This window comes from Subtercola sp. RTI3 (genome assembly GCF_035018625.1).
Classification (GTDB): Bacteria; Actinomycetota; Actinomycetes; order Actinomycetales; family Microbacteriaceae; genus Subtercola; species Subtercola vilae.
In genome coordinates, this window is sequence record NZ_JASJXO010000035.1 from 1 (window position 1) to 21,446 (window position 21,446).

At 67.0% G+C, this 21,446-nt stretch carries 28 protein-coding genes; 15 read left to right on the plus strand and 13 right to left on the minus strand.

Annotated features, from left to right (window positions below; genetic code table 11):
* Positions 1 to 526: DUF1003 domain-containing protein (locus tag QN358_RS12755; protein WP_323512611.1), on the minus strand; the 526-nt coding region annotated here is incomplete at its 3' end.
* Positions 527 to 607: 81 nt separating this feature from the next.
* Positions 608 to 1,045: a MarR family winged helix-turn-helix transcriptional regulator gene (locus QN358_RS12760; RefSeq protein ID WP_136643054.1), complete on the minus strand. Its 438-nt coding sequence runs from the start codon at positions 1,043 to 1,045 to the stop codon at positions 608 to 610.
* An 18-nt stretch (positions 1,046 to 1,063) separates the two neighbouring features.
* On the opposite strand from QN358_RS12760, the gene QN358_RS12765 reads away from it, so the two are divergent.
* A complete protein-coding gene (locus QN358_RS12765) occupies positions 1,064 to 1,300 on the plus strand; it encodes a hypothetical protein (protein WP_136643053.1) in 237 nt (78 codons plus the stop codon).
* A gap of 131 nt (positions 1,301 to 1,431) precedes the next feature.
* Complete coding sequence (locus QN358_RS12770; protein ID WP_323512612.1) at positions 1,432 to 2,139, plus strand: SDR family oxidoreductase; 708 nt, start codon at positions 1,432 to 1,434, stop codon at positions 2,137 to 2,139.
* A 123-nt stretch (positions 2,140 to 2,262) separates the two neighbouring features.
* Here QN358_RS12770 and QN358_RS12775 read toward each other — a convergent pair whose 3' ends face one another.
* The 3 genes from QN358_RS12775 to QN358_RS12785 are packed head-to-tail and all read right to left on the minus strand — an operon-like array spanning position 2,263 to position 4,021.
* Positions 2,263 to 2,724 (minus strand): hypothetical protein, encoded by a 462-nt coding sequence (locus tag QN358_RS12775; protein ID WP_136643051.1) that lies wholly within the window; start codon positions 2,722 to 2,724, stop codon positions 2,263 to 2,265.
* A complete protein-coding gene (locus tag QN358_RS12780; RefSeq protein ID WP_237280460.1) occupies positions 2,724 to 3,431 on the minus strand; it encodes a hypothetical protein in 708 nt (235 codons plus the stop codon). The genes QN358_RS12775 and QN358_RS12780 overlap by 1 nt, the downstream gene beginning before the upstream one ends.
* Entirely contained in the window at positions 3,428 to 4,021 is a 594-nt protein-coding gene (locus tag QN358_RS12785) for an RNA polymerase sigma factor (RefSeq protein WP_136643050.1), read from the minus strand. The genes QN358_RS12780 and QN358_RS12785 overlap by 4 nt, the downstream gene beginning before the upstream one ends.
* 125 nt (positions 4,022 to 4,146) lie before the next feature.
* On the opposite strand from QN358_RS12785, the gene QN358_RS12790 reads away from it, so the two are divergent.
* From QN358_RS12790 to QN358_RS12820, 7 genes are all read left to right on the plus strand, one after another.
* The gene (locus QN358_RS12790; RefSeq protein ID WP_136643049.1) at positions 4,147 to 4,584 is read left to right on the plus strand and encodes an Asp23/Gls24 family envelope stress response protein; all 438 of its coding nucleotides are present in this window, start codon (positions 4,147 to 4,149) and stop codon (positions 4,582 to 4,584) included.
* A complete protein-coding gene (locus QN358_RS12795; RefSeq protein ID WP_237280459.1) occupies positions 4,581 to 4,790 on the plus strand; it encodes a DUF2273 domain-containing protein in 210 nt (69 codons plus the stop codon). Before QN358_RS12790 ends, QN358_RS12795 begins: the two co-directional genes overlap by 4 nt.
* The gene (locus QN358_RS12800; protein ID WP_237280458.1) at positions 4,787 to 5,194 is read left to right on the plus strand and encodes a hypothetical protein; all 408 of its coding nucleotides are present in this window, start codon (positions 4,787 to 4,789) and stop codon (positions 5,192 to 5,194) included. The genes QN358_RS12795 and QN358_RS12800 overlap by 4 nt, the downstream gene beginning before the upstream one ends.
* On the plus strand, positions 5,191 to 5,811 hold the full coding sequence (locus QN358_RS12805) for a hypothetical protein (RefSeq protein ID WP_136643048.1): 621 nt from the start codon (positions 5,191 to 5,193) through the stop codon (positions 5,809 to 5,811). The genes QN358_RS12800 and QN358_RS12805 overlap by 4 nt, the downstream gene beginning before the upstream one ends.
* Entirely contained in the window at positions 5,808 to 6,413 is a 606-nt protein-coding gene (locus QN358_RS12810) for a hypothetical protein (RefSeq protein ID WP_136643047.1), read from the plus strand. The genes QN358_RS12805 and QN358_RS12810 overlap by 4 nt, the downstream gene beginning before the upstream one ends.
* Positions 6,414 to 6,478: 65 nt before the next feature.
* On the plus strand, positions 6,479 to 6,652 hold the full coding sequence (locus QN358_RS12815) for a CsbD family protein (protein WP_136643046.1): 174 nt from the start codon (positions 6,479 to 6,481) through the stop codon (positions 6,650 to 6,652).
* Positions 6,653 to 6,724: 72 nt separating this feature from the next.
* Positions 6,725 to 7,153, plus strand: coding sequence for a hypothetical protein (locus tag QN358_RS12820; RefSeq protein ID WP_323512613.1), 429 nt, complete (start codon positions 6,725 to 6,727; stop codon positions 7,151 to 7,153).
* Here the strand turns inward: QN358_RS12820 and QN358_RS12825 are convergent.
* Positions 7,119 to 7,850 (minus strand): polyprenol monophosphomannose synthase, encoded by a 732-nt coding sequence (locus QN358_RS12825; protein WP_323512614.1) that lies wholly within the window; start codon positions 7,848 to 7,850, stop codon positions 7,119 to 7,121. The two genes, QN358_RS12820 and QN358_RS12825, sit on opposite strands and share 35 nt — an antisense overlap.
* A 196-nt stretch (positions 7,851 to 8,046) precedes the next feature.
* On the opposite strand from QN358_RS12825, the gene QN358_RS12830 reads away from it, so the two are divergent.
* Positions 8,047 to 8,952 (plus strand): oxygenase MpaB family protein, encoded by a 906-nt coding sequence (locus QN358_RS12830; protein ID WP_323512615.1) that lies wholly within the window; start codon positions 8,047 to 8,049, stop codon positions 8,950 to 8,952.
* A gap of 190 nt (positions 8,953 to 9,142) precedes the next feature.
* Here QN358_RS12830 and QN358_RS12835 read toward each other — a convergent pair whose 3' ends face one another.
* From QN358_RS12835 to QN358_RS12845, 3 genes are all read right to left on the minus strand, one after another.
* Positions 9,143 to 10,468: an alpha/beta hydrolase-fold protein gene (locus QN358_RS12835; RefSeq protein ID WP_323512616.1), complete on the minus strand. Its 1,326-nt coding sequence runs from the start codon at positions 10,466 to 10,468 to the stop codon at positions 9,143 to 9,145.
* A gap of 440 nt (positions 10,469 to 10,908) precedes the next feature.
* The gene (gene add, locus QN358_RS12840; RefSeq protein ID WP_323512617.1) at positions 10,909 to 11,892 is read right to left on the minus strand and encodes an adenosine deaminase; all 984 of its coding nucleotides are present in this window, start codon (positions 11,890 to 11,892) and stop codon (positions 10,909 to 10,911) included.
* Positions 11,892 to 12,530, minus strand: a complete 639-nt coding sequence (locus tag QN358_RS12845; protein WP_323512618.1) for an XRE family transcriptional regulator — start codon at positions 12,528 to 12,530, stop codon at positions 11,892 to 11,894. Before QN358_RS12845 ends, add begins: the two co-directional genes overlap by 1 nt.
* Before the next feature lie 129 nt (positions 12,531 to 12,659).
* Between QN358_RS12845 and QN358_RS12850 the strand changes: the two genes are divergently transcribed.
* Both QN358_RS12850 and QN358_RS12855 read left to right on the plus strand, forming a co-directional pair.
* Entirely contained in the window at positions 12,660 to 13,868 is a 1,209-nt protein-coding gene (locus QN358_RS12850) for an NAD(P)/FAD-dependent oxidoreductase (protein WP_323512619.1), read from the plus strand.
* Positions 13,865 to 14,611 (plus strand): class I SAM-dependent methyltransferase, encoded by a 747-nt coding sequence (locus tag QN358_RS12855; RefSeq protein WP_323512620.1) that lies wholly within the window; start codon positions 13,865 to 13,867, stop codon positions 14,609 to 14,611. The genes QN358_RS12850 and QN358_RS12855 overlap by 4 nt, the downstream gene beginning before the upstream one ends.
* An 88-nt stretch (positions 14,612 to 14,699) precedes the next feature.
* Here QN358_RS12855 and QN358_RS12860 read toward each other — a convergent pair whose 3' ends face one another.
* Complete coding sequence (locus QN358_RS12860; protein WP_323512621.1) at positions 14,700 to 15,950, minus strand: FAD/NAD(P)-binding oxidoreductase; 1,251 nt, start codon at positions 15,948 to 15,950, stop codon at positions 14,700 to 14,702.
* 132 nt (positions 15,951 to 16,082) lie between these two features.
* On the opposite strand from QN358_RS12860, the gene QN358_RS12865 reads away from it, so the two are divergent.
* Positions 16,083 to 16,424 (plus strand): L-rhamnose mutarotase, encoded by a 342-nt coding sequence (locus QN358_RS12865; RefSeq protein WP_323512622.1) that lies wholly within the window; start codon positions 16,083 to 16,085, stop codon positions 16,422 to 16,424.
* Positions 16,425 to 16,466: 42 nt separating this feature from the next.
* Here the strand turns inward: QN358_RS12865 and QN358_RS12870 are convergent, their stop codons facing one another.
* The 3 genes from QN358_RS12870 to QN358_RS12880 all read right to left on the minus strand — a co-directional run bounded on the left by QN358_RS12870 (position 16,467) and on the right by QN358_RS12880 (position 19,717).
* Entirely contained in the window at positions 16,467 to 17,498 is a 1,032-nt protein-coding gene (locus tag QN358_RS12870) for an aldo/keto reductase (protein WP_136643037.1), read from the minus strand.
* A 220-nt stretch (positions 17,499 to 17,718) separates the two neighbouring features.
* Positions 17,719 to 18,477 (minus strand): G5 domain-containing protein, encoded by a 759-nt coding sequence (locus tag QN358_RS12875; protein ID WP_323512623.1) that lies wholly within the window; start codon positions 18,475 to 18,477, stop codon positions 17,719 to 17,721.
* A gap of 100 nt (positions 18,478 to 18,577) precedes the next feature.
* Positions 18,578 to 19,717, minus strand: a complete 1,140-nt coding sequence (locus QN358_RS12880) for a lactonase family protein (RefSeq protein WP_323512624.1) — start codon at positions 19,715 to 19,717, stop codon at positions 18,578 to 18,580.
* A gap of 73 nt (positions 19,718 to 19,790) precedes the next feature.
* On the opposite strand from QN358_RS12880, the gene QN358_RS12885 reads away from it, so the two are divergent.
* Together QN358_RS12885 and QN358_RS12890 are read left to right on the plus strand one after the other, a co-directional pair.
* Entirely contained in the window at positions 19,791 to 20,384 is a 594-nt protein-coding gene (locus QN358_RS12885) for an RNA polymerase sigma factor (protein ID WP_323512625.1), read from the plus strand.
* The gene (locus QN358_RS12890; protein WP_323512626.1) at positions 20,381 to 21,418 is read left to right on the plus strand and encodes a hypothetical protein; all 1,038 of its coding nucleotides are present in this window, start codon (positions 20,381 to 20,383) and stop codon (positions 21,416 to 21,418) included. The genes QN358_RS12885 and QN358_RS12890 overlap by 4 nt, the downstream gene beginning before the upstream one ends.
* The last annotated feature ends 28 nt before the right edge of the window (positions 21,419 to 21,446 follow it).

Consider the following 21,446-nt stretch of genomic DNA (forward strand, 5'->3'; position numbering starts at 1 on the left):
AGATGTGTATAAGAGACAGGTGCTGGTGGATCTCGGTGGTGAGCTGGTGCACCTGCCGGGTGAGGTCGGCGATGGAGGTGAGCTCTTGGTCGGACTTAGCGAAGTCGTGGTCGGCCTTGGCCTGCTGAAAGGCGGCCTGCCTGTTCTGGGCGATCATGACGAAGGTCGACAGGAAGATGGCCTCGAGCGACACCACCAGGGTGAGCGTGGGCCACGGGCTCTGCTCGAAGACGAGCATCCAGAGCGCGAAGAGGGCGGCGTGCAGGTAGACGAACCTGATCGACCCGGCAAACGAGGTGATGCCGTCGGCAACCCTCAGCTGCACGCTGCCCGCGCGGCGGCGCGCTTCGGCCAACACGAGTGGGTGGTGTGGCTGGCCATCGCGCAGGATGCGGCGGGGCACGGTGGCGTGGCCGAGTGGCAGCGGCGACCGGGTGGGGGCGGGAGCCATCGCCGGAGCGGCTGGTGGCGCAGTGGCCGGCGCCGGCGCACTGGCCGGGCGAGGCGGATGAACGGGGGCAGACATGCGTCGAAGTTTAGGCAGCCCGACGCTGACGTTGGCCGATTATCTATGCATTCGAGCAATACTCACATCAGAGATTCAGCGTCAGCTGGAGGCCGCCGTGGCACCGATGACGCCGTGCAGCGCCGAGCGGAGGTGCTCGAGCTCCGGCACGGGCATGCTCAGCGCCTCAGCCACCCGCGGCGGAATGGTGAGCGCCTCGGTTCGGAGTGCGGCCCCGCGGGCGGTGAGGGTGAGGTCGAGCATCCGTTCATCTCTGGCACTTCGGGAGCGAGCGAGGTACCCGGCCGCCTCGAGGCGCTTCAGCAGTGGTGACAGGGTGGCGGGCTCGAGACTCAGCGCGTGACCGAGGCTCGTGACCGAACGTGGGCTCTGCTGCCAGAGCGCGAGCATCACGAGGTATTGGGGGTGAGTGAGGCCGAGCGGCTCGAGCAGCGGACGGTAGAGCGCGATGACATTGCGTGCGGCCACCGCGAGCGCGAAGCACACCTGATTCTCGAGCGCGAGCGGATCATCCGACATAGTTAGTACACTAACAGTATGCGCACGAAACGACCACGCAAGGTCACACTGAAAGAAGCCGGCGGCGTTGGCAACTGGCTGAATGCCCGGCTCTTTCCCTACCTGGGCCCACCCCCACTGGGCACGGTCGATCAGCGCGAGCCCGCCGAACGCGCGGCCGAGGCGCTCACCCGAGCCTGCCCGCTCTGCGGGGCGCCGATGTCAGAGCACGAGGTCGACCGCTCGGGTGAGCGTACGCAGCTGTACTGTCCCTGACGGCTGCCTGAAGAGATTTCGGCTGAGTAGGAATATCCAACTCAGACAGTGGTTGAGATGAACACGCCTCGGCGGCGACCGCACGAGCGGGAGCAGCCGGGCATCCGATCACTCGAGCACAGGAGTCAGCTATGTCAACCACCCTCAGCGGCGCAACCGTTCTTGTCACCGGAGCGAACGGCGGCCTCGGCGCCGAGTTCGTTCGCCAGGCGCTAGACCGCGGCGCGGCGAAGGTCTACGCGACCGCCCGCACGCCCCGCGAGTGGAGCGACCCGCGCGTCGTACCGCTGGCCCTCGACGTGACCTCTACGGCATCGATTGCCGCTGCGGTCGCCCAAGCGGCAGACACGAGCATCGTGGTGAACAATGCGGGCGTGCTGGGTGCCGGCGGCATTCTCGAGGGCACTCTGGATGACCTGCGAGCCGTCTTCGAGACGAATTTCTTCGGCGCGGTGGCGGTGGCGCGCGCGTTTGCACCGGTCGTGGGCGCGAACGGGGGCGGCGCCTACCTCGACGTACACTCCGTTCTCAGCTGGATCGGCCTCGCCGGCGGCTACAGCGCCTCGAAGGCGGCGTACTGGTCGGCCACGAACTCGCTGCGCCTCGAGCTCGCTCCGCAGGGCACTCAGGTGGTGGGGCTGCACCTCGGCTACACCGACACCCCGATGACGGCCGGCATCGACGCCCCGATGAACGACCCGGCCGACGTCGTGCGCGCGGCCTACGACGGGCTCGAGGTGGGCGAACTCGAGGTGCTCGCCGACCAGCTGAGCGCCGACGTCAAGAGCGGCCTCGCCGGCCCGATCGAGGCGCTGTATCCGCAGTTCGCGCGCGTCTGACCCGCGCCCGGCATCGCCCGCTGTGCGCCGGGGCAGCGCGTCAACCGGCTGGAGACGAGACGGCCTCGAAACTGAGCTCAGCTTGTCTGCAGCTGGTGGCGCCTGGAGCGCCGGCCACACGCCTCAGCCGATGCGGCCGACCGTCACCGCGATCGACTCCACCGGTTCGCCCGCAGCGGCCAGCAGGTCGGCGATGACGTCGTAGACCCGGCGGCAGGCCTCGGTGGCCGAATCTGCCTCGTCGACTCCGATGGTGACCGAGACGACAAGCCCCCCGGGGCCGTCTGACACGCGAACGCTGTCGCGCGCGGAAACGGCTTCGGCCGTGATCGCTGAAACATCGATCGCCGACGCGTCGAGCACGGCCGCGCTCCGCGACACCGAACCCGCCACCCTTCCGCCTACCGAACCCGCCACCGCACCCACGACCGAGGCTGCCGCTGTGGCTGCGACGGTGGCTGCCACCGAGGCTGCCACCGAGGCCGCCGACACGACGGCGGGTGCACTTGCATACACGGCGGTCACCCCGGTAACGGTGCGCACGGCAGCGGTGAGGGTCGCCGAGAGGGAAGCCAGGTCATCCATCAGTCGTCCTCGTCTGTTCGAACCAGCAGAGCCTCGGGTGCGCGGGAGCGGTGCACGTCGTGCACGGTCACGTCGATCGAGGCGACGGTGAGCTCGGTGTGCTTCAACAGTTCGGCGTAGATCGCCTCGCGCACCCTCGCGGCCGCCGCCACGATGGGTTCGCCCCAGAAAACGCTCGCATCGACGAGAACGGTGATGGGTTCACCCGCGAGGGTGACGTCGCCGACAAGCCGTACCCGCCCGATGAGCAGCCCGCCCACGGTGTCGCCGGCCGCCCGGATGAGCCCGCGCACGGCCCCCTCGGTGAGCGTCAGCTTCGCCGCCGGCGACGGGTGCTGCACCGGAATGTCGCGCCCCGCCCGGGCTTCGAGCCCGATACGGTTCAGGATGCCCGACACCCAGGTATCGGTGGGCGCCGGCTCTGACAGCACATCGGTCTCCAGAAGCGTGCGCGACATCTCGCGCAGGCGCAGCATGGCCGACAGCGCTATCTGGCAGCCCGGAGAGTTCTCGATCGAGGGGTCGAGCGGCTGCCGCCCGGCGTCGAGGTAGTCGTTCAGCTGCTCGATGGTGTGGCCGTCGAGGTCGGCGGGTTCGAAGCCGTCGAGTACAGCATCCGGCGCCTCGAGGTCTACGGGCAGCACCGTGTCGACGGGCAGCACGGCGTCGGTGGGAACACCTCGGGCCTGCAGGGGTTCGTCGCTCATCGCCACTCCTCCATCTGCCGGATCAGGTTCTTGCGCGCACGAGCCAACAGGCCGCGAACAGTCGAGAGGGGCAGATCGAGCTCGCGGGCGATGTCGTCGTAACTGTACTCTGCGAGCTCTTTCAGCACCCAGCACTGTCGCTGCTGCTCCGGCATCGCGTTCAGCGCGGCCGAGAGCGCCGTCTCGCGCGAATGCACCTCCGCGACGTGGTGAGGGGAGGCGGTGTGGGGCGCGGCCTGCTCGTGGTCGTCGATGTCGAGGTGGAGTTTGCGCGCACGGATGCGGTCAATGCTCTTGCGGCTCACGATGCGCATCAACCAGCTCTTGACGACTCCGCCGTCGTTCAGGCTCGGAAGCTGCTGCCAGGCAGTGATGAACGCCTCCTGCACCACATCGTCGCTCTCGCTGTTCGAACCCAGAACTCGTGTGGCGTACGCGCGCATCAACGGCGAGTACCGCCGCACAATGACCTCGAACGCTCGAACGTCTCCGTCGGCCGCCCGGCCCGCGAGGGTGCGGTCGTCGGCCTCGTCGAGCACCGAAGCACGCGCCGGCGGGAGGCTGGCAGGGAGCCGGCTGCGAACATCCACCCTCGCTCCCCCACTTCGAAACTTCTGCACGCTCTGCGTGACGAATCTGACACTGGCTGCGTCTCAGTAGTGACTATCTCATAGCCGCCCTGCAAGGTGCAGGGGTTGATATAAGGAGAAAACTGATGGCAAGCACCACAGCAGCAAGCACCCCCACCACCGTCATTCCGAACTCTGAGACTGCGATCGGCAAGACCGTCATCAACGACAGCGTTGTTGCTAAGGTCGCCGGCATCGCCGCCCGCGAGGTGTCAGGCGTTCACGCTCTGGGTGGCGGCGCAGCTCGCGCCCTCGGCGCCATTCGCAACGTCATGAACAACACCGACCTCAGCCAGGGCATCAGCGTCGAGGTCGGCGAGACCCAGGTCGCCGTCGACGTGACCATCGTCGCCGAGTACCCGGTGCCGCTGCAGACGGTTGCCGACGGCGTGCGTTCGTCGATCATCCGAGCGATTGAAACCCTCGTCGGCATGGAGGTCACCGAGGTCAACGTGACCATCGACGACGTGTACATCGCCTCTGACGACGACACCACCGAGCCGGCCGAGGCGCGAGTTCAGTGAACCCCTCAGGCATCGGCTCGGCGACCCGCACCGGCATCGCGATCGGCGCGGTGCTCGCCCTCACCTGGATCCTCTTCGGCTTCTGGGCGTTCGTCTTCGTCGGCGTCGCCATGGCGATCGGCGCGCTGATCGGCCGCATCGTCGAAGGCAAGCTCGACCCGTCGGCCCTCGTCGGGGCCCTGCGCGGCAAGCGGTCATCGTCATGAGTTCGGTCGCAGCGGCGGGCCCCGGGGTGGGGTCGCTCAGCGTTCCCGCCCAGACCGACGCTGACGGCCGAACCCGCATCACCTCACGGGCACTGAACCGCGTGGTCACGGCGGTGGCCGCCGATGCTCTCGGCGTCGAGGTTCGAAGCGTGAGCGTCGACCTTGCTGACGAAGCGGGCCAGTTGGTGGTCACCGTCAGGTCGCCGCTTCGCGTGGTGTCGCTGACCAGGGTTCAGGATGACCTTTCTCTGGTCGCCCGCACCTCTGGCACCATCCTCGAGCGTGCCGCCGCCGCGCAGCAGCAGATCCGTCGCCAGGCCGCCGATCTCACGGGCTCAGAGATCGCCCGCGTGGTGATTCGGCTGACCGGGGTCGACATTCGCACAGAAAGGCGTGTCTCATGAGTGACACCGTCATGAAGCCCGCAGCTGCGGGCGGCAGCGCCGGCTCAGGGCGGCTCTACCGCCGGCTGCTGCGCCGCGAGACGCACTCACCGAAGTCGGGCCTGGCTATCGTTCTGGCCGTCATCGCCATTCTGATGCTCGTCTACGTGGGCACCGAATGCGTGTTGCGCCTGCTCGGCCAGCCGGCCCTGCTCGTCGCGCCCGCCCGGCTCGCGCAGGCGGTGATCGACGCCCCCACGTACCCAGCGGGCGCGCTGATCGCCGGCGGTATTGTTGCGGCCGTGATCGGTGTCGCACTCGTGATCGGCGCCTTCGGCGGCGGTCGTCGCGCCCGGCACACGCTGCCGGGGTCGCGCGCGGCAACGGTCGTCGACAACGAAGTGATCGCCTCGGCACTCGCCCGGCACGCGGCGAAAGCGGCACACGCCAGCGCCGACAACACCATGGTGTCGGTCTCGCACCGTACCGCTGTGGTTCGGTTGACGCCCACCTCGGGCCGGCCGGTCGACCGTGACGCCGTGGTTCGGGCGGTCGATGAACAGCTCGCCTCGTACGAGGTGAAGCCGGGCATCCGGTCGCGCGTCATCATCAGGGAGCACGGGAAGGTCGGCGCATGAACTCCACCAATCGAGGGGCGAACCGCGCGGTCATCCTGATCGCCGGGCTCGTACTGCTCGTCGCGGGGGCCGCCGCTGTCGCCGTGGGCGCTGTGCCGCAGTTTCGTGACGGCTGGCAGCAGCGCGCACCCGAGGTGCAGAAGACCGTGACGGGCTGGCTCTACCAGACCCCGCTCGGCGATTCCGGGCACAGCTGGCTCTGGATCGTCGCCGCCGCCGTGGCACTCGTCGTCTCGGTTCTGCTGCTGGTGTTCATCCTGCGCCAGGGCCGCGGGCACACGCGTGCACTTCTGAGCGACGCCCCGACCGACGACGGTCGCACCATTGTCGAAGCGTCGGTGGCCGAACAGCTGCTGGCCGACGGTCTGAGCGGGCGCCCCGAGCTGGTTTCATCGCACGTGTCGACCTACTCGGTCAGGGGCACGTCGGTGCTCAAAGTGTCGGTGTCGTGCCGGCGCGGTGTCTCACCCCGGGAGGCGGGTCGGATGGTCGAGCAACTGCTGCTCGCCCTCGACGCGCTGCTCGGGTCAGAGGTTCCCGCGGTCGTACAGATCAGCGGGGGCTTCAGGGTTCGAACCGCCGGATCGACGCGGCTGCAGTAATTCCGCATCGTTTCACCCCCCACACCCCACAAAAGATCCCCCACAAAAGAAAGGAAGAACTCATCATGAGCGCTTCAGACAAGATTGAGAACGCCGCGCAAGATCTCAAAGGCAAGGCAAAAGAGGCTCTCGGCAACGTCACCAATGACGACTCGAAGGTCGCCGAGGGCAAGGCCGACCAGGCTGCTGCCAGCGCGAAGAAGGCCGGCGAGAACGTGAAAGACGTCTTCAAGAGCTAGATCGATCGCGACGCCCGTCGCGCCTCCCACGATGATCTGTCGGTCGGCTTCGCAGTGTGCGAGGCTGGGGCCGTGTCAGACGATCAGCTGGGCGGCGCGGCGGGCGTTGTCGTCGTTGCGCGGCCGTTTCGGCCCAACCCATTCGAGCTCGTGCTCTGGGTGATGGCCCCGGTGCTCATCGCGGTGTCGATCGCGGGGGTCTTCACCTCGGCGGCCGCCCAGTACGAGGTCAGCCAGCGGGTCACCTGTAGCCCGAACGGTGGATGCGATGTGCCGGCCAACTTCGTTCTTCGCCAGATTCTTGGCACGTTCGCCCCCGAGACGTTCGCCGTGGGATTGCTCTGCATTGTGGTCGCCCGACCCTGCCGCTGGCTGCCGCTGCTGGCTGCCGCTCGGTGGCGGGGTCTGAGGAGGGATGGAACGGAAACGTCCTCTACGGGCTCGGCTTTCTTGGGTGAGTTGGCTTTCAGTTGCGGCGTAGGCGAAGTTTCCATGGCATGAGAATGGATTCGAATTGCACGGCGAAATTCATTTTCGATGTGCCGTTGCTTCGTTCTTCGAACCGGATCGGGTATTCCGCCACGGAGAGTCCGTGTCGGATTGTGCGGTAGTTCATCTCGACTTGGAAGGAGTAGCCGTTGCTGCGAATCGAAGACACGTCTATTTTGCGAAGGGTTGCTGAGTCCCAGACTTTGTACCCGGCTGTGGCATCTTTGATCCCGAGACGGAGTACGGCGTTCACGTACCAGTTCGCGCCTGCGGAGAGCGTCTTGCGAGACCATGCCCATGCCGCGTCGACGGATCCCCCTGGCACGTAGCGTGATCCAATCACCAAGGCGGCGTCTGATCCTTGTAGCCGGGCAATCATCGCCGGGATGACCTCCGGGGGGTGCGAGAGATCGGCGTCCATTTGGATCACTGTGTCGGCGCCCGCCTCGAGCGCCCGTGTGATGCCGGCAACGTAGGCGCGTCCCAGTCCGTCTTTGGTGGTGCGATGCAGGACCGATACGAATCGGTCAGGCTCCGCTGCGTACTCGTCGGCGAGTTGGCCCGTGCCATCCGGTGAGTTGTCATCGACGACGAGTACCTCAAGACCCGCGACGTCTAGTGCCTTCAGGCGGCTGATGAGGTTGGGGAGGTTTTCGCGTTCGTTGAACGTTGGCACGACCACGACCACTCGCTGCTGCACGTTCGCCATACATAACCCCTATTTACCTCTGAGACGTCGAAACCCGAGCGGATCGGACTCCGCAGCGAGCCTAGTGGAGCGTCCTCAGCTCTCAGAATTGGCCGCGCTGAGTGAACCGCTGGGGGCGTCACGAGGGGGATGGCGCGGGAGATGGGTGTAGACGCTAATCTGGGCGAATATCCCCAGATTCGTGGAGGCCCAACCCATGCCCGATGTCAAGATCTCTGCCCGACCCTCCAGGATCGTTGCGGGGAGGTACACGGCGGACGATGGGCTGTTCGGGCCCGACAGCATCACGTGGAAGTTGCATGCGCAGCCGAGCATGGCGTTTGTAGGCATTCTCGCTGCGACCACCCAGATGCTGCACCCTCGCGTGATGCGGATGATCGACCAGGCGTCATCGTTCCGCACCCATCCCGAGTCGCGGGGGTATCAGACCTGGCTCTACACCATGACGATCACTTATGGCGATGTGGCGGCAGCGAACCGGGCGGCCGCGACGCTTCGGCGCATCCACCAACACGTGAAAGCGATTGACCCAGATACCGGGCGAGAGTACAACGCCGAAGAACCCGATCTGCTCATCTGGGTTCAAAACTCGCTGACCTATTCGGCGATCACCGTCTTCAGCCGGTACGTACCCGACCTGATGACCGACGCCAACCGCGACCAGTATGTCGACGAGCAGCGCACCGCGGGTGAGCTGATCGGCATGAACCGCGACGACCTGCCAAAGACCTACGCCGAGCTGCAGGCCTATATCGACTCGGCGCTGCCGAGGCTCGCCACTATTCCCGAAGCACTCTGGTTCCGCGACGCGATGACCTCCCGCACAGTCGCGGGCGCGGCGAAGCAGAAACTGCCTGATTATCTGTTGGGCCGAATCATCAAAGACGAAGCCCTCGGAATGATGGTCACGTCTCACCGCGAGCTCTTCGGTATCTCGTTCCCGGTTTGGCGGCGGGTAGCCGCACGCGTGGGAGCGTCGTTGCTGCTGAAGGCGGCCGCCTCGAAGGCGCCGGTAGGACCGACGATCTCGAAGCTGCGTGAACAGGTCGACACGGAAGCCTTCGGTTCTCCGCGGCACTCTCGCATGCCCGGCGGCCACTGATTGGCCCGGCTGCTCGACTGCACGCGACGAAGAAGTCTGGGCGGCTTGTGAATTCGGTGCCCGGTCTGGGCCAACTTCTGCGCTGGTGGTTGAGGTTCGCATGGATGCCTGTTATGGAGCAGCGGCCTCAAGCTCGCTTTCACCGCGCGGTGGGCCCCCTCCCCTGTCCAGCGATCCGCGCGGACTGTGGTCAGCCGGTGGGTGGGCTTAGACCGAGGCGTGGGTAGAGGGCGCCGTATCCGGTCTGCAGTCCGAGTTGTAGCGCCGGGCCGTCATGGCCGGCGTTGGGGATCTCTGTGTAGCTGGATTTCCAGCTGGCTTTGACAGCAGCGTTGAAAACGGTTTGGACGCCGGTTTTGATCTCGCTGTCGTCACTGCCAGCCGTGAACACGGCGAAGGTGTCTGGGTAGGCCTTTTTCGCCATAATGTTCACTGGCCAGGTTGACTCGTACGTTGCCTTATTGCCGCCGAAGTATTTCCGGACTGCCCCGTCATCGCCGTATGCGGGATATTGGTCTCCAGAGATGTCGACGACGTTGCCGAAGGTTTCTGGGTACTTCGCGGCGAAGTAGGTGGCGCATTCTCCGCCGTTAGAGAATCCGACGAAGCTCCAGTCTTTCGGGTCGTCGAGGACGTTGAAGTGCGACCGAACGTATGGCACAACATCTTTCATGATGTATGTCTCGGCTTTGTCGCTTGTCACGTCCAGGCAGAGCGGGTCTTTGCTCGGGTCGCCGAGCTGATCCGGGTTGATCACGATCGGCGCGAGGCCGCCATTTTTGGCGGCCATACCGTTCAGAATCGCTGCGGTCGCGGTCAAGTCGGGGCTGCCAGGGGATCCCATCAGCTGGATTACGACAGGCAGTCTTGGGGCATTCGGTACCAGTGCGGCAGGTGGAAGGTACGCCAGCGCTGGCCGAGCGACGAAACCAGAATTTGCATTCGGAATGCTGAGAGAGCCCAAACTCCCTGCGGCAGGCATGTCCGCCGGAGGCGACCAGGTCTCATACAGCGGCGCGGACACCGGAATCGGGCCAGATGCGGCCGGGGTTGTTGGCGTGGGCAGCATTGGGCTTGTCGCGGGGAGGGCGAGGGGTTGGGCGGTGCTGATATCGATGAGTGCGCCGAGGGTCGTCAGTAGCCCGATGCTGGCGTTCACGCCGAGGACACCCGTCACGGCGAACACGACAATTGCTATGCCCGCGATCATTCGCCTCCACCACCGTGCTCGCCACACGCTCACCAGCGCCAAACCGATCGCCGCGAACGTGAAAACGATCACCAGGACCGAGGTCGTGGACAAGCCGACGTTGAAAATGTCCCACACGTTTATGGTGAGCAACACGGTGATCAGCGCGATCAGGGCGCCGCTAAGAATCCCTGTCAGAGCGACCAGTACCCACTTTCGTGTCGGTCGACGTGCCAGCAGGAAGATCACGAGGGCGATGCTCAGAGCGACTACCGCATGAATCGACGCGCCGTCAATGATGTTGAGGTTGAGAATGGTGTCGATCACCGAACCTCCGAGCTGAAACGAAAACGTACGCGTCTACCGTACCGATTCCAAACCCACGCATACTGACAACCAGCCCGACGGTGGTAGCTCAAATCGACGACACAGTGTCGGCCTTTGACGGTGATTTGGACTGAGACGGGATCGGCGCTGGTTCTAAGCCAAGCCCATCTCGAGGACGAGTCTTCGCCGTATCCGACTGCTCCTGAACGGAGGCTACCCTCACGCGAAACTCCTGACCAGTGCGACGAGAACCTGCCCATCGGGGACCTGCTGCGGAAGGGGTCCACGATCAACACGACCTCGTGGGGTGGACCGAGGCGGAAACGTGGCTCCGCTTGCGCCGCAGCTCACTCTTGTCGAACTTCGAACCGCCAAGACCCTGAGCAGACGTCTTCGTTCCGTTACTACTACTGCTCAGACCCCGTGGTCCTTGGCCGCGGTCAGCGAGCCAGAGTGGCCGCGAGTTGCGCGCGCAGCTCGCGGCGCACGGAGTCGGCCATGAAGCCGGCCCGCACACTCGTCTCGGCCAGGTCGGCGAGGGCCGCGGCGTCGAAGCCGAGCTGGTCGCTCAGAACGCGGTGCTCATGGCTGAGGGTCGACCCGGTCTGGCGTGGGTTGTCGTCGCCGAGCACCAACGCCACCCCGGCCGCCCGAAACGCGGGTGCCGGATGCCCGGCGATGGCGCCGATCGCCCCGGTGTACCAGTTCGATGTGGGGCACACCTCCACGACGATGCCGTCACCCGCGATGCGTTTGAGCGCTTCGGGGTCGTCGGTGAGGTGGGCTCCGTGCCCGATGCGGGTGGCGCCGAGGAGGGCGACCGCCTCGAGCGCCGCCGATGCCGGGCCGGCCTCTGCCGCGTGGCAGGTCACCCCGAGGCCGGCCGCGCGGGCGATGCCGAAGGCCCCGACGAACGGCTCGAGGGCAGCGAATCGCAGCTCGTCGCCGGCGAGATCGAACCCCACGACTCCGGCATCGGCGAAACGGGCAGCCGAGCGCGCGACGGCCTCGTTGAGCTCGGAATCGTGCAACCTCAGGGCTGCCACAACGACGCCGGCGGGCATCCCGGAGGCATCGGAGCCCTGCCGGGCACCCTCACACACCGCGGCGATGACCTCGTCGAGACCGAAGTTCTCGGTGGTGTGCGTGGCCGGGCCGAAGCGCAGTTCGAGGTAGCTCTGGCCGTCGGCCGCGGCGTCTTCGACGGCCTCGCGCGTGATGCGGGTGAGCGATTCGCGGTCGGAGAAGAGCGGGTAGGTCGAAGCGACCTTCTCGAGGTAGATGGTGAGGTTCGATGGGGCGTCGAGCTGCAGGGCATCCACCCAGCCGCCGGCCGGCTGCGAAAGGCCGAGCTTCTCGGTGAGTGCACCGGCGGTCGTGGGGCGAACGTTGCCCTCGAGGTGGGTGTGCAGATTCACGAGCATCAGCGGGCGCCTTCGGTTGCGGGTGGGGTTGCGGGTGGGTTCGCGACAGCGGCGGCCGAGCGCGGCCCGGGGCGGGCACGAAGGTGGATGCGCTGGCCCTGCTTGCTGAAGATCATCAGCACGTTGACGTCGGTAGGGCCGGCCGCCGACATCCAGTGCGGGGTTCGGGTGTCGAATTCGGCGGCCTCCCCGGCGCCCATCACGAGGTCGTGCTCGCCGAGCACCAGGCGCAACTCACCGTCGAGCACGTACAACCACTCGTAGCCGTCGTGCGTTCGGGGGTCTGCGACCAGTGGATGCCCGCCCGCCTCCAGCGCCGGCATCGTGACCTTCACCGTCTGAACCGGTGCCGATTCGGGCGAGAGCGGCACGTAGACCATTCCGTTCGCGCGCCGCTCAGCACCGTGGATGCGCGGATCAGGCGCCGCCCGTGGCACAAGATCGTCGAGCTCGAGTCTCAGGGCCCGGGCGATGGGCACCACCAGTTCGAGATTCGGCGCACGTTTGCCCGACTCGAGCCGTGACAGGGTGCTCGCCGAGATGTCTGTGGCCACCGAGAGCTCGTCGAGCGTGAGCCCGCGTTTCTGCCGCCAGCTCTTCAGCCGCGGCCCGAGGTCAGCGAGCGAGGAATCGACCACAGCGACCTTCTCTCTCGTGCCTGAACGCGAATCACCAATGCTGTCAGCATAGCCGCAGCCGGTTCCCAAAATTTGCCACTTCGGCACAGCGGCTTGCCAATCAGTGCGATTTGCAGCGACGCTTGACCCATGATCGAGAACAGCTATGAAGATGCCGCAACGACCGAATCCCGCGAGATCGACCACTCCCAGCCATGGGAGGTGGTGATCGTCGGGGGCGGTGCCGCCGGGCTCAGTGCCGCCCTCATCCTGGCGCGGGCCCGGCGCCGCGTGCTGGTGCTCGACGGAGGCGAACCCCGCAACCGGTTCGCGCCGCACCTGCACGGCATGATCAGTCGCGACGGATACTCGCCGCTGCAGCTCGTCGAAGACGGCCGCCGCGAGGTTCGCGCGGCCGATGGTGTCATCGAGACGGCACACGTCGTGTCGGTGCGGCGGCTCACGCCCGCCGAGAGCGCTGACGCAGACGCGCGCGCCACCCCAACTCCAACCACAACCACAACCACAACCACAACCACAACCACAACCAACGTCACAAACGGAGCCGCAAACCTGGGCACGGGCACACTCGGAACCGGAGCCGCAGCCGCAGCCGCAGCCGCAAACCTGGTCACGGCCACACCCGGAGACGAATCCGCACTGACCGGCATAGCCCCGGCACGGTTCGAGCTCACGACAGAGTCGGGCGCGAGCATCCGGGCCGGCCGCATCATTGTGGCGACGGGCATTCGCGACGAGCTGCCGCCCATCGAGGGGCTCGCCGAACACTGGGGGCGCGGGGTGGTCGCCTGCCCGTATTGCGACGGATTCGAGGCGCGCGGCCGTGCCATCGGCGTGCTCGCGGGGTCGGTGCCGGCGCTGCACAAGGCGCATCTGCTGCGGGCCTATTCTGACGATGTGACCGTTTTCACTGCCCTCGCCGGGCCCGTTCCCACCGACGACCTGCGTGCTCTCGCCGCGCGCGGCATCGCCGTCGACGACCGTCCGATAGCCCGCATCGTCAGCACCGATGGCCGCCTCACCGGGGTCGCCCTCGATGACGGCACCATCGTCGCCCGCGACGTGATGTTCGTCGACGGCCGGATGATCGCCCTCGACGCCCTGCTGACCCAGCTCGGTGCCCAGCAGAGCGACACCATGGCCGGGCCGTGGACAACGGTCGACGCCACCTTCAAGACCACCGTCGACGGGGTGTGGGCCATCGGCAACTCGGCGAGCCCTTTCGCTCTTGTGCCGATCGCGGCCGCGTCTGGAGTCGTGGCGGCCGCCACGATCAACGCCGAACTCGTGCAAGAAGATGTCGCCCGCGCCCTCGCCGCCTGGCAGGTGGCAGCGTGAGCCCCCACGAGCCGCACGGCCATGTCGAGCACGATCCGTCTGCCGGGAACGTCGGGCCGCCCAGACCTGGGCCGCACGATCACGACGGCCAGCACCCCGCACCGCGCCCGTTCGTGCCGAACGAGGCGCACGGCAACGACGCAGAAGCCGTCTGGGAGGAGCTCTACCGCGAGCGCGGAAAGGCCTGGAGCGGCCGCGTCAACGCCGCCCTGGCCCGGGAAGCCGCGGCCCTCGAACCAGGTTCGGCGCTCGACCTCGGCAGCGGCGAGGGCGGCGACGCCATTTGGCTCGCACAGCGCGGCTGGTCGGTGACGGCCGTCGACGTGGCACCCACCGCACTGGCCCGGGGCGCGGCCGATGCCGACGCTGCGGGGGTCTCCGAACGCATCCGGTGGGTGCACTCAGACCTCGCGACCTGGCAGCCCGCTGAGACGTTCGACCTGGTCACCTCGCACTTTCTGCATTCGCCCATCGAGTTTCCGCGCGAGGCCGTACTTCGGCGCGCGGCGGCCGCAGTCGCCACCGGCGGCCTGCTGCTCATCGTCGGTCACGCCGCCTTTCCCTCGGGCCACGAACACGACACCCTCGCGCTGCCGTCGCCCGACGAGGTGCTGCAGTCACTTGCGCTGCCGCCCGGCGACTGGATGATCGTCACCAAGGCCCCCGTCGAACGCCCCGGCTCCGGCCGGCCCGGGGAGCCCGCCACCCTCGTCGACAGCGTGCTCAGCCTGCGCCGCCTCTGACCGAGCCGCCCCCGCCGGCGGGCGACGAAGTGGGGCAACTCGATAGGAAGAGTGGAGTGGGCAGGGCATGGGGGGAGGGAGCGGAGCGCTAGGCGCGACCCTTCAGAATGAGGTTCCAGTAGACCCACGGCAAGACGTAGCGGTCGGCGACCCAGGTGAGGCGGCGCTCCTTCGCGAGGCCCCTCCAGAAGGGAATCGTGGGCTTGGGCTGGTAGCGGTCGTCGAACTCGGCAAAGACCACGCTCGAGCGCGAGACCGTGAACGGGCACACCGAGTAGCCGTTGTAACGCTCGGGCAGGGGCTTGCCCGCGAGCGCCGCCGCGAGATTCTTGGCCAGCACGAGCGTCTGCTGGCGGAGTGCGCCGCCCGACTTCGAGTTGGTGGTGGCCGCCGCGTCGCCCAGCGACCAGACATTCGGGTAGCGCGGGTGCCGCAGGGTCAGCGGGTCGACATCGACGAAGCCAGTTGTGTCGCCGTCGTCGCGAACGTTGCCGGCGACAGCGGCCAGCCCCGTCGAGGCGATCCAGTCTGGTGCCGACTGCGGAGGCACGGCGTGCAACACGTCGTACGAGAGCGACCGCCGCGAGACGCCGCCGGAGCCTGAGTACGCGCCCACACCGGCGATGACGAGGGTCTTGGCCTGGGCATCCACTTCGACCAGTTCGCTGCTGTACTGCACCTCGATGCCGTACTCGGCGACCTTACGTTCGAGCTCGCGGTCGATCATCGGCATGCCGAAAAGCGTGGGCGACGAGACCACGAGCACCACGCGGATGTCGGCGAGCACCCCCTGCTCGCGCCAGTAGTCGCACGCCAGGTACATGGGTTTCTGCGCCGCACCCGCGCACGTCGCGGGGCCGGCCGGCTGGGTGAAGACGACTGTTCCGCTTCGGGTGCTGCTCAGCACCTGCCACGCTTTTGGCGCGTACTCGAGTTCGTAGTTCGACACACCTTGCGGCGTTGCCATGGCGTCTGCCAGGCCGGGCACGGCATTCCAATTCTTCTGGATGCCCGGGCACACCACCAGCTGCCCATACGTCACCCTCGCGCCCGACTCGAGCATCACCGTATTCGTATCGGGGGCGATCGTCTCGACCCTGTCTCTGATCCACCCGACGCCCCGCGGAATGACCGACGCCTGTCGCCGCACCGCCATGCCGGGCGCGGCGGTTCCACCGGCGATGTGCGAGAACATGGGTTGGTAGAGGTGGTTCTCGCGAGGCTCGATCACCGTGACATCCGAGACGCCGTACCGGCGCAGCCGACCGGCCACCGAGAGGCCGGCGTTGCCACCGCCGATGACGACGACGTTGTGGTGGGCGCTCTGTGGTGCGGGCATGCTCGTCGCCCTCCGTTCCGGAGGCGATGCCCCGCACTCGAGGTTACCCGGGGCGACAGATACCCGAAAGCGGTTGTGCGCTCCCTCGGATGTGAATACAAGCGGCGCGCGCCGACGCAGCACAATGGAGGCATGACCCGCGTCTGCTTCCAGCTCTCTGTCTCTCCCGAACACCTCGATGAGTACCGTCGCCGGCACGCGGCCGTGTGGCCGGCGATGCTCCGCGAGATCGACGCGTCGGGCCGGCGCAACTACTCGCTGTTCCTCCGACCCGATGGGCTGCTGATCGGGTACTACGAGACCGACTCGGTCGAGGCGAGCGACGCCTACCTCGAGGCGTCGGCCGCGGCCGCCGAGTGGGAGGCCCACATGGGCGACCTGTTCGACGGCCTCGACGGGCGCGCCGACCAGGCGGCCACCCCGCTCGAGGAGGTCTTCAACCTGGGCGACCAGCTGGCGGCGCTCGGCGAGTAGCTGGCCGGCACCCTGCACGACCGCTCGCGCACACCGGTTCGCTCAGCGACCGCCTTCGAGCTTGCGCGCGCGCTGCTGCTGGCCACCCGGCCCGTACGGGTAGTCGTCGAGCTGCGGTTCGCTGGCGACGGTGAGCCGAAGCAGTTCGTCGGGAGTGAGGTCGAGATCGGTTGCACCGAGGTTGTCGTTCAGCTGTTCGAGGGTGCGGGCACCCAGGATGATCGAGGTCACGGCCGGGCGCGACGCCAACCACGCGAGCGACACCTGCGACGCCGACGCCGAGTGGATGCGCGCGATGTCGGTGACAGCATCCAGAACCTGCCAGGTGACAGAGTTCGAATTGCGCTTCTGCCAGGCCTCGAACCCGCGCTCGGGGTTGTCGCCGAGGCGCGTGCTGCCGGCAGGGGCCTGGTCGCGCACATACTTGCCGCTCAGCCAGCCGCCGCCGAGGGGCGACCACGGGAGCAGCCCGATGCCCGCATCGAGCGCCGCCGGAACGATCTCGTGCTCGATGTCGCGCACGAGCAGGCTGTACTGCGGCTGCAGGGTGACGGGGGCCGCGAAGCCCTGCGCCCGCGCGACGTGCGCCGCTTTCGTCAGCTGCCAGCCGAGGTAGTTCGAGAAACCGTAGTAGCCGATCTTGCCGGCCGTGACCGCGTCGTCGAGAAACCGCAGGGTCTCCTCGATGGGCGTGAAGGCATCCCAGGCGTGCATCTGGTAGAGGTCGATGTGGTCGACGCCGAGCCTGCTCAAAGACGCGTCGAGCGCGGTGCGCAGGTGCCGGCGGGAGAGACCGAGGTCGTTCGGGCCGTCGCCCATCGGAAAACGGCCCTTCGTGGCCAGAACCACTTGCGCGGCCTCGGTCGGATGCGCGGCGAGCCACCGCCCGATGATCTCTTCTGAGACGCCCGCGCTGTACACGTCGGCCGTGTCGACGAAGGTGCCGCCGGCTGCGACGTAGGCATCGAGGATGGCGTGCGAGGTCTGCTCGTCGGCTTCGGCGCCGAAGGTCATGGTTCCGAGGGCGAGCTCGGAGACGGCGGCGCCTGACGCGCCGAGGGTGCGGTACTGCATGAAATCGTGCCTTTCGGTTGAGGCGAAGATCGCGTTCACCGGTCTTCGGGAGCACCTTCGACGCTACACCCGGGGGTTCGGCCGCCGCAGCACTTGCGCGGGCCCCCGCCCTCGCCCTCAAGTCGATTCAGGTGGGCCGCGGCGAGGGGCGAGGGCGGCGACGGCAGCGGCAGCGGCGACGGCAGCGGCAGCGGCAGCGGCAGCGGCAGCGGCAGCCAGCCTACTCGCAGCCCCAGCCGTCTCCGTTGCCGTCGAGTTTGTAGATGTCGGTGCCGATGACGTGCACGGGACCCTTGACGTAAGCCGGCCCATTGCCGCTGCCTCCGGCGCAGTCGACATCGCTGGCGATCGGCACACAGGCGTGGTCGTAGTTCGGGTCGCAGCCCGACGTGTCGGCAGCAGGCGCCGGCGCAGCGGGCGCCTGCTCCGGCGCAGCAGCGGGCGCCGGCTGCCTGGTTCCCTTCGAGGTCGTCTCGTCGATCGGGGGCGTTGTCACCGCGCTGCCGAGCTGCGCGCGTGACGTCTCGACGCCGTCGGTCATCGTCACGTCGTACGTGGCCGCTGACTCCCCGTTCTGCCCCGCTCGCGTGATCGCGCTCGACCCGGCATCACGCGACGGGTCGTCGACCGTTGTCTTGGCGAACGGAACCGTCGTCTTCACCGTGACCGTCGAGTGCGTGACAACCGGGGTGTGCGTCGGAGCCGGGGTGGGGGTCTGCAGCGCAGCCGCACTCGGTGATGCCGGGGCGCCCGCCCGGGCATCCGGAGCCGACGCATCGGATGGCCCACCAGCCGGCGTCGTCACCGACGCATCGGCTGAGGTGAGCGACGGATGGGAGGCCTGCGACACTCCGACCGACACCGCGACGACGACCGCAGTTGTGGTGAGCAGCAGCACGGCGCCCCCAGCGATCAGTGCGCCGATGAACAGGCGAGCCCCCACTGGCATACGTCTGGCCGTCGAATTCTTCTTCTGCACTTTCAACCCCCGTTGCGATGCCTCAACTGTAGGCACGCGTCGGCGCGCTGAACAGAGATTCGAGCCGATGTGCCCCGCTTTGGGGGTACCCGAACCGCGCTCAGCGCGCGGGAACCAACGCGGTCGGCGCGGCGACTGCGAGCGACCCGATCGGCCGCGACGGCACTCCCGTCTCGGGGTCGAGCTCGAACGCGGTCACCTCACTCGATCGCTCGTGGGCCACCAGCAGCAGCCGACCCAGAACGGCATGGTGGCGGGGCCAGTCACCGCCGCTGTCGGTGTCGGCTACCGGATGCACTGCTCCCGCCTCATCGATTCGCAGCGTGCTGACGAGGTTCGATCCGCGCACCCCCACGTACGCGAACCGCGCATCGCCCGACAGTGCGATTTCGGCCGCGGAGTCGCCCGCCCGTGCGCCCCCGTTCGTGGCCGGGCCGACGCTGGCGATGCCGTACCGGCCGCCCGACGTTGCCGCCGCGCCCACACGCACCACGACCACCTCGATCGAGTACTCGGTCACCACCAGCACCGACCCGTTCGGATGCAAGGCCATATGGCGCGGGCCGCTTCCGAATGGAAGCTCCACTTCGTGGTCGAGCACCAACCCGCGTGCGACGCCGGTTTCGGGCGTGGTCACGGGCACATAGTTCCAGACGCGCAGCAGGTCGAACCCGAGGTCTGTGGTCATGATGCGTCCGTCGGGCAGCATCAGCGACGCATGCGCGCGGCTCACGCGCGGCGGCAGCGTTTGGGGCAACCCCGCCTCGGCGAGCGCGGCAGAGGCGGCGCGGGTGGTGGCGGCGTGTGGATCCGCCGCTGGAGCACCCTCGAACCGCGACCCGATCGACCCGTCAGCTCCGAGCTCGTACAGCAGCACGCGGCCGTCGCCCCAGCACGTGACCGTGAGGTACCGGGCATCCGGAGCCACCGCCACATGACACACCGCTGCCCCCGCCGGCCACGGCTCGCCGAACGGTTCGAGCGTCGGTGACGCGGCGTTCGGCTGCCGGTACGCGGCCACCGTCTCGGCGGCTTCGGCTACGGCGTACACGACAGGCAGCTCCGGATGCACGGCCACGAACGAGGGCGACGATGCCGCTGCTCCCACTCCCGCCCACGCGAGTTGCCCGTCGGACGCCACCGTCAGCGCGCCGACCCCCACCCCGTCGCGCCCCGCATCGGCGGTGTAGCTGCCCACCCACAACGCGGTGGATACGGATGCGGCGTCTGCTGTCGTCATTCCCCAATCTAACCAGCAGGAACATTCTTGGGCACAAATGGAACCTTTCGCCGGGCTGTGCACACTATGAGGTATGGGGACAGAAATATTTGACGAACCAGCAGCGTGGGAGCTGGCTCGAGACGGTGACGCCGAAGCCTTCGCGCAATTCTTCGACGCTCATCACGGCCGCGTGTTCGGGCAGGCTCTTCGACTCATCCGCAATGCGCACGATGCAGAAGAAGTGACGGCCGTCGTCTTTCTCGAGGCTTGGCGCAGACGCGCCGCTGTTCGCATCGTCAACGGAAGCATCATCGGGTGGTTGCTCGTGACGACCAACAACGTGTCGCACAATCTCAGACGCAGTCGGCACCGTTACCGAGCGGCCATCGATCGCCTCTCGCATTCTGTAGCCGAAGAGGGGCCCTTCGCCGAACTCGACGAACGGCTCGACAGAGTGGGCCGCGATGCGACGGTGCGGTCGATTTTCTCTCAGCTCACTCGAAATGACCAGAACGTCATGACGCTCTGCGTGATCGAAGAACTTTCACTCGCGGATGCAGCAGCCGCTCTGGGTGTACCCCTGGGAACCGTCAAATCCCGGCTGTCCCGCGCAAAACAGAGGCTGGCCCGGCTTACGGCCGAAGCATTCGACGAGAACACGACCACATCGGGAGGTGTGAAATGAGTAAAGATGATCGATTCGACCCCCAGCGCAGATCTGAGATTCGGCAACTGCTCATCGAGACCGTGAATGCAACACCGAGGCGCCGACGAAACCGGCACATGATTCTCACGGTAGCGGTCATCGTCGTTGCCGGGCTGACAGCAACAGGTACCGCTGCGGTCGCTCTCAACGGCGCTGCGCTCTTCGGCCAGCCTGCGCCGGTGACAGCTGCACCGGCCGCGACCGTCACGCCCCCGCCCACGCCGCACACACCGCAGCCGACCGCAGCCCCGACGACAACCGCTCCCGTTGACACGAAGCCCCACATCTCGACGCCGACAACCCGCTTCACTGCACCGAGCTGGGGCGCCGGTGTGACGACCAAACTGACCGGGCTCAGCGCAGATTCGGCGTATTCACTCTCGATCGACTCGAGATATCGTGGCGAATCAAAGATTCCCGGTGGATACTTTTCGCAGTTCAGTACTGCCGTCGTCTTCACCACAGATGACGCTGGAAATGCGACCGTGACGTGGACTCCCGACGTCTTTCCCCGAAACTTCACCGATAGTGGGGAGAGTGGCTATCTTCTGGGCAGCTACATCCGAGTCGACGAAGGGAGTTCACCTCGGAACGACAACTCGACATCGGGAATCATCGTTCCCATAGCCGTGAGCGATCAACTGTCGCTGTCCTTTCTTCCAATCGACGACGTGCAGGTGAAGCCAGCCGCCTGCGTCGAGCCCGATCAGCTGATCGGTGATGGATCGGGCCTCGCCGTCACAATCACCGGACTGTTGCCGAACGAATACGTGATGGTCAGCGGGCAGCAGACCAATACCCTGGGTCTCTACTACTTTCTCGACATGGGCTATGCCGACGACTGGGGTCGTATCACTCTTTTCGCGCGCAACACGTCACCCGACACCACCATCCCAACGTCGGCGTCAATCGAACCCGCTCAGTGGCGCCTGATCTGGTCAGGCAACTATCGGGTCACACCGACTGCCGCTCACCCCGACGGGTCGCTCCCGCTGACGGTCGGCAACTGCTGAGGAGCGATGCGAGTCAGCCGGACTGACG

Bases quoted from the DNA above. Each gene is read 5' to 3' on its own strand.
- QN358_RS12765 (WP_136643053.1), top strand. From the start codon at position 1,064: ATGCGCACGAAACGACCACGCAAGGTCACACTGAAAGAAGCCGGCGGC.
- QN358_RS12770 (WP_323512612.1), top strand. From the start codon at position 1,432: ATGTCAACCACCCTCAGCGGCGCAACCGTTCTTGTCACCGGAGCGAAC.
- QN358_RS12865 (WP_323512622.1), top strand. From the start codon at position 16,083: ATGACCCGCGTCTGCTTCCAGCTCTCTGTCTCTCCCGAACACCTCGAT.
- QN358_RS12810 (WP_136643047.1), top strand. From the start codon at position 5,808: ATGAACTCCACCAATCGAGGGGCGAACCGCGCGGTCATCCTGATCGCC.
- QN358_RS12880 (WP_323512624.1), bottom strand. From the start codon at position 19,717: ATGACGACAGCAGACGCCGCATCCGTATCCACCGCGTTGTGGGTGGGC.
- add (WP_323512617.1), bottom strand. From the start codon at position 11,892: ATGCTCGTGAATCTGCACACCCACCTCGAGGGCAACGTTCGCCCCACG.
- QN358_RS12825 (WP_323512614.1), bottom strand. From the start codon at position 7,850: ATGGCGAACGTGCAGCAGCGAGTGGTCGTGGTCGTGCCAACGTTCAAC.
- QN358_RS12860 (WP_323512621.1), bottom strand. From the start codon at position 15,950: ATGCCCGCACCACAGAGCGCCCACCACAACGTCGTCGTCATCGGCGGT.
- QN358_RS12850 (WP_323512619.1), top strand. From the start codon at position 12,660: ATGATCGAGAACAGCTATGAAGATGCCGCAACGACCGAATCCCGCGAG.
- QN358_RS12815 (WP_136643046.1), top strand. From the start codon at position 6,479: ATGAGCGCTTCAGACAAGATTGAGAACGCCGCGCAAGATCTCAAAGGC.
- QN358_RS12830 (WP_323512615.1), top strand. From the start codon at position 8,047: ATGCCCGATGTCAAGATCTCTGCCCGACCCTCCAGGATCGTTGCGGGG.
- QN358_RS12790 (WP_136643049.1), top strand. From the start codon at position 4,147: ATGGCAAGCACCACAGCAGCAAGCACCCCCACCACCGTCATTCCGAAC.
- QN358_RS12890 (WP_323512626.1), top strand. From the start codon at position 20,381: ATGAGTAAAGATGATCGATTCGACCCCCAGCGCAGATCTGAGATTCGG.
- QN358_RS12800 (WP_237280458.1), top strand. From the start codon at position 4,787: ATGAGTTCGGTCGCAGCGGCGGGCCCCGGGGTGGGGTCGCTCAGCGTT.
- QN358_RS12805 (WP_136643048.1), top strand. From the start codon at position 5,191: ATGAGTGACACCGTCATGAAGCCCGCAGCTGCGGGCGGCAGCGCCGGC.
- QN358_RS12775 (WP_136643051.1), bottom strand. From the start codon at position 2,724: ATGGATGACCTGGCTTCCCTCTCGGCGACCCTCACCGCTGCCGTGCGC.
- QN358_RS12870 (WP_136643037.1), bottom strand. From the start codon at position 17,498: ATGCAGTACCGCACCCTCGGCGCGTCAGGCGCCGCCGTCTCCGAGCTC.
- QN358_RS12780 (WP_237280460.1), bottom strand. From the start codon at position 3,431: ATGAGCGACGAACCCCTGCAGGCCCGAGGTGTTCCCACCGACGCCGTG.
- QN358_RS12885 (WP_323512625.1), top strand. From the start codon at position 19,791: ATGGGGACAGAAATATTTGACGAACCAGCAGCGTGGGAGCTGGCTCGA.
- QN358_RS12760 (WP_136643054.1), bottom strand. From the start codon at position 1,045: ATGTCGGATGATCCGCTCGCGCTCGAGAATCAGGTGTGCTTCGCGCTC.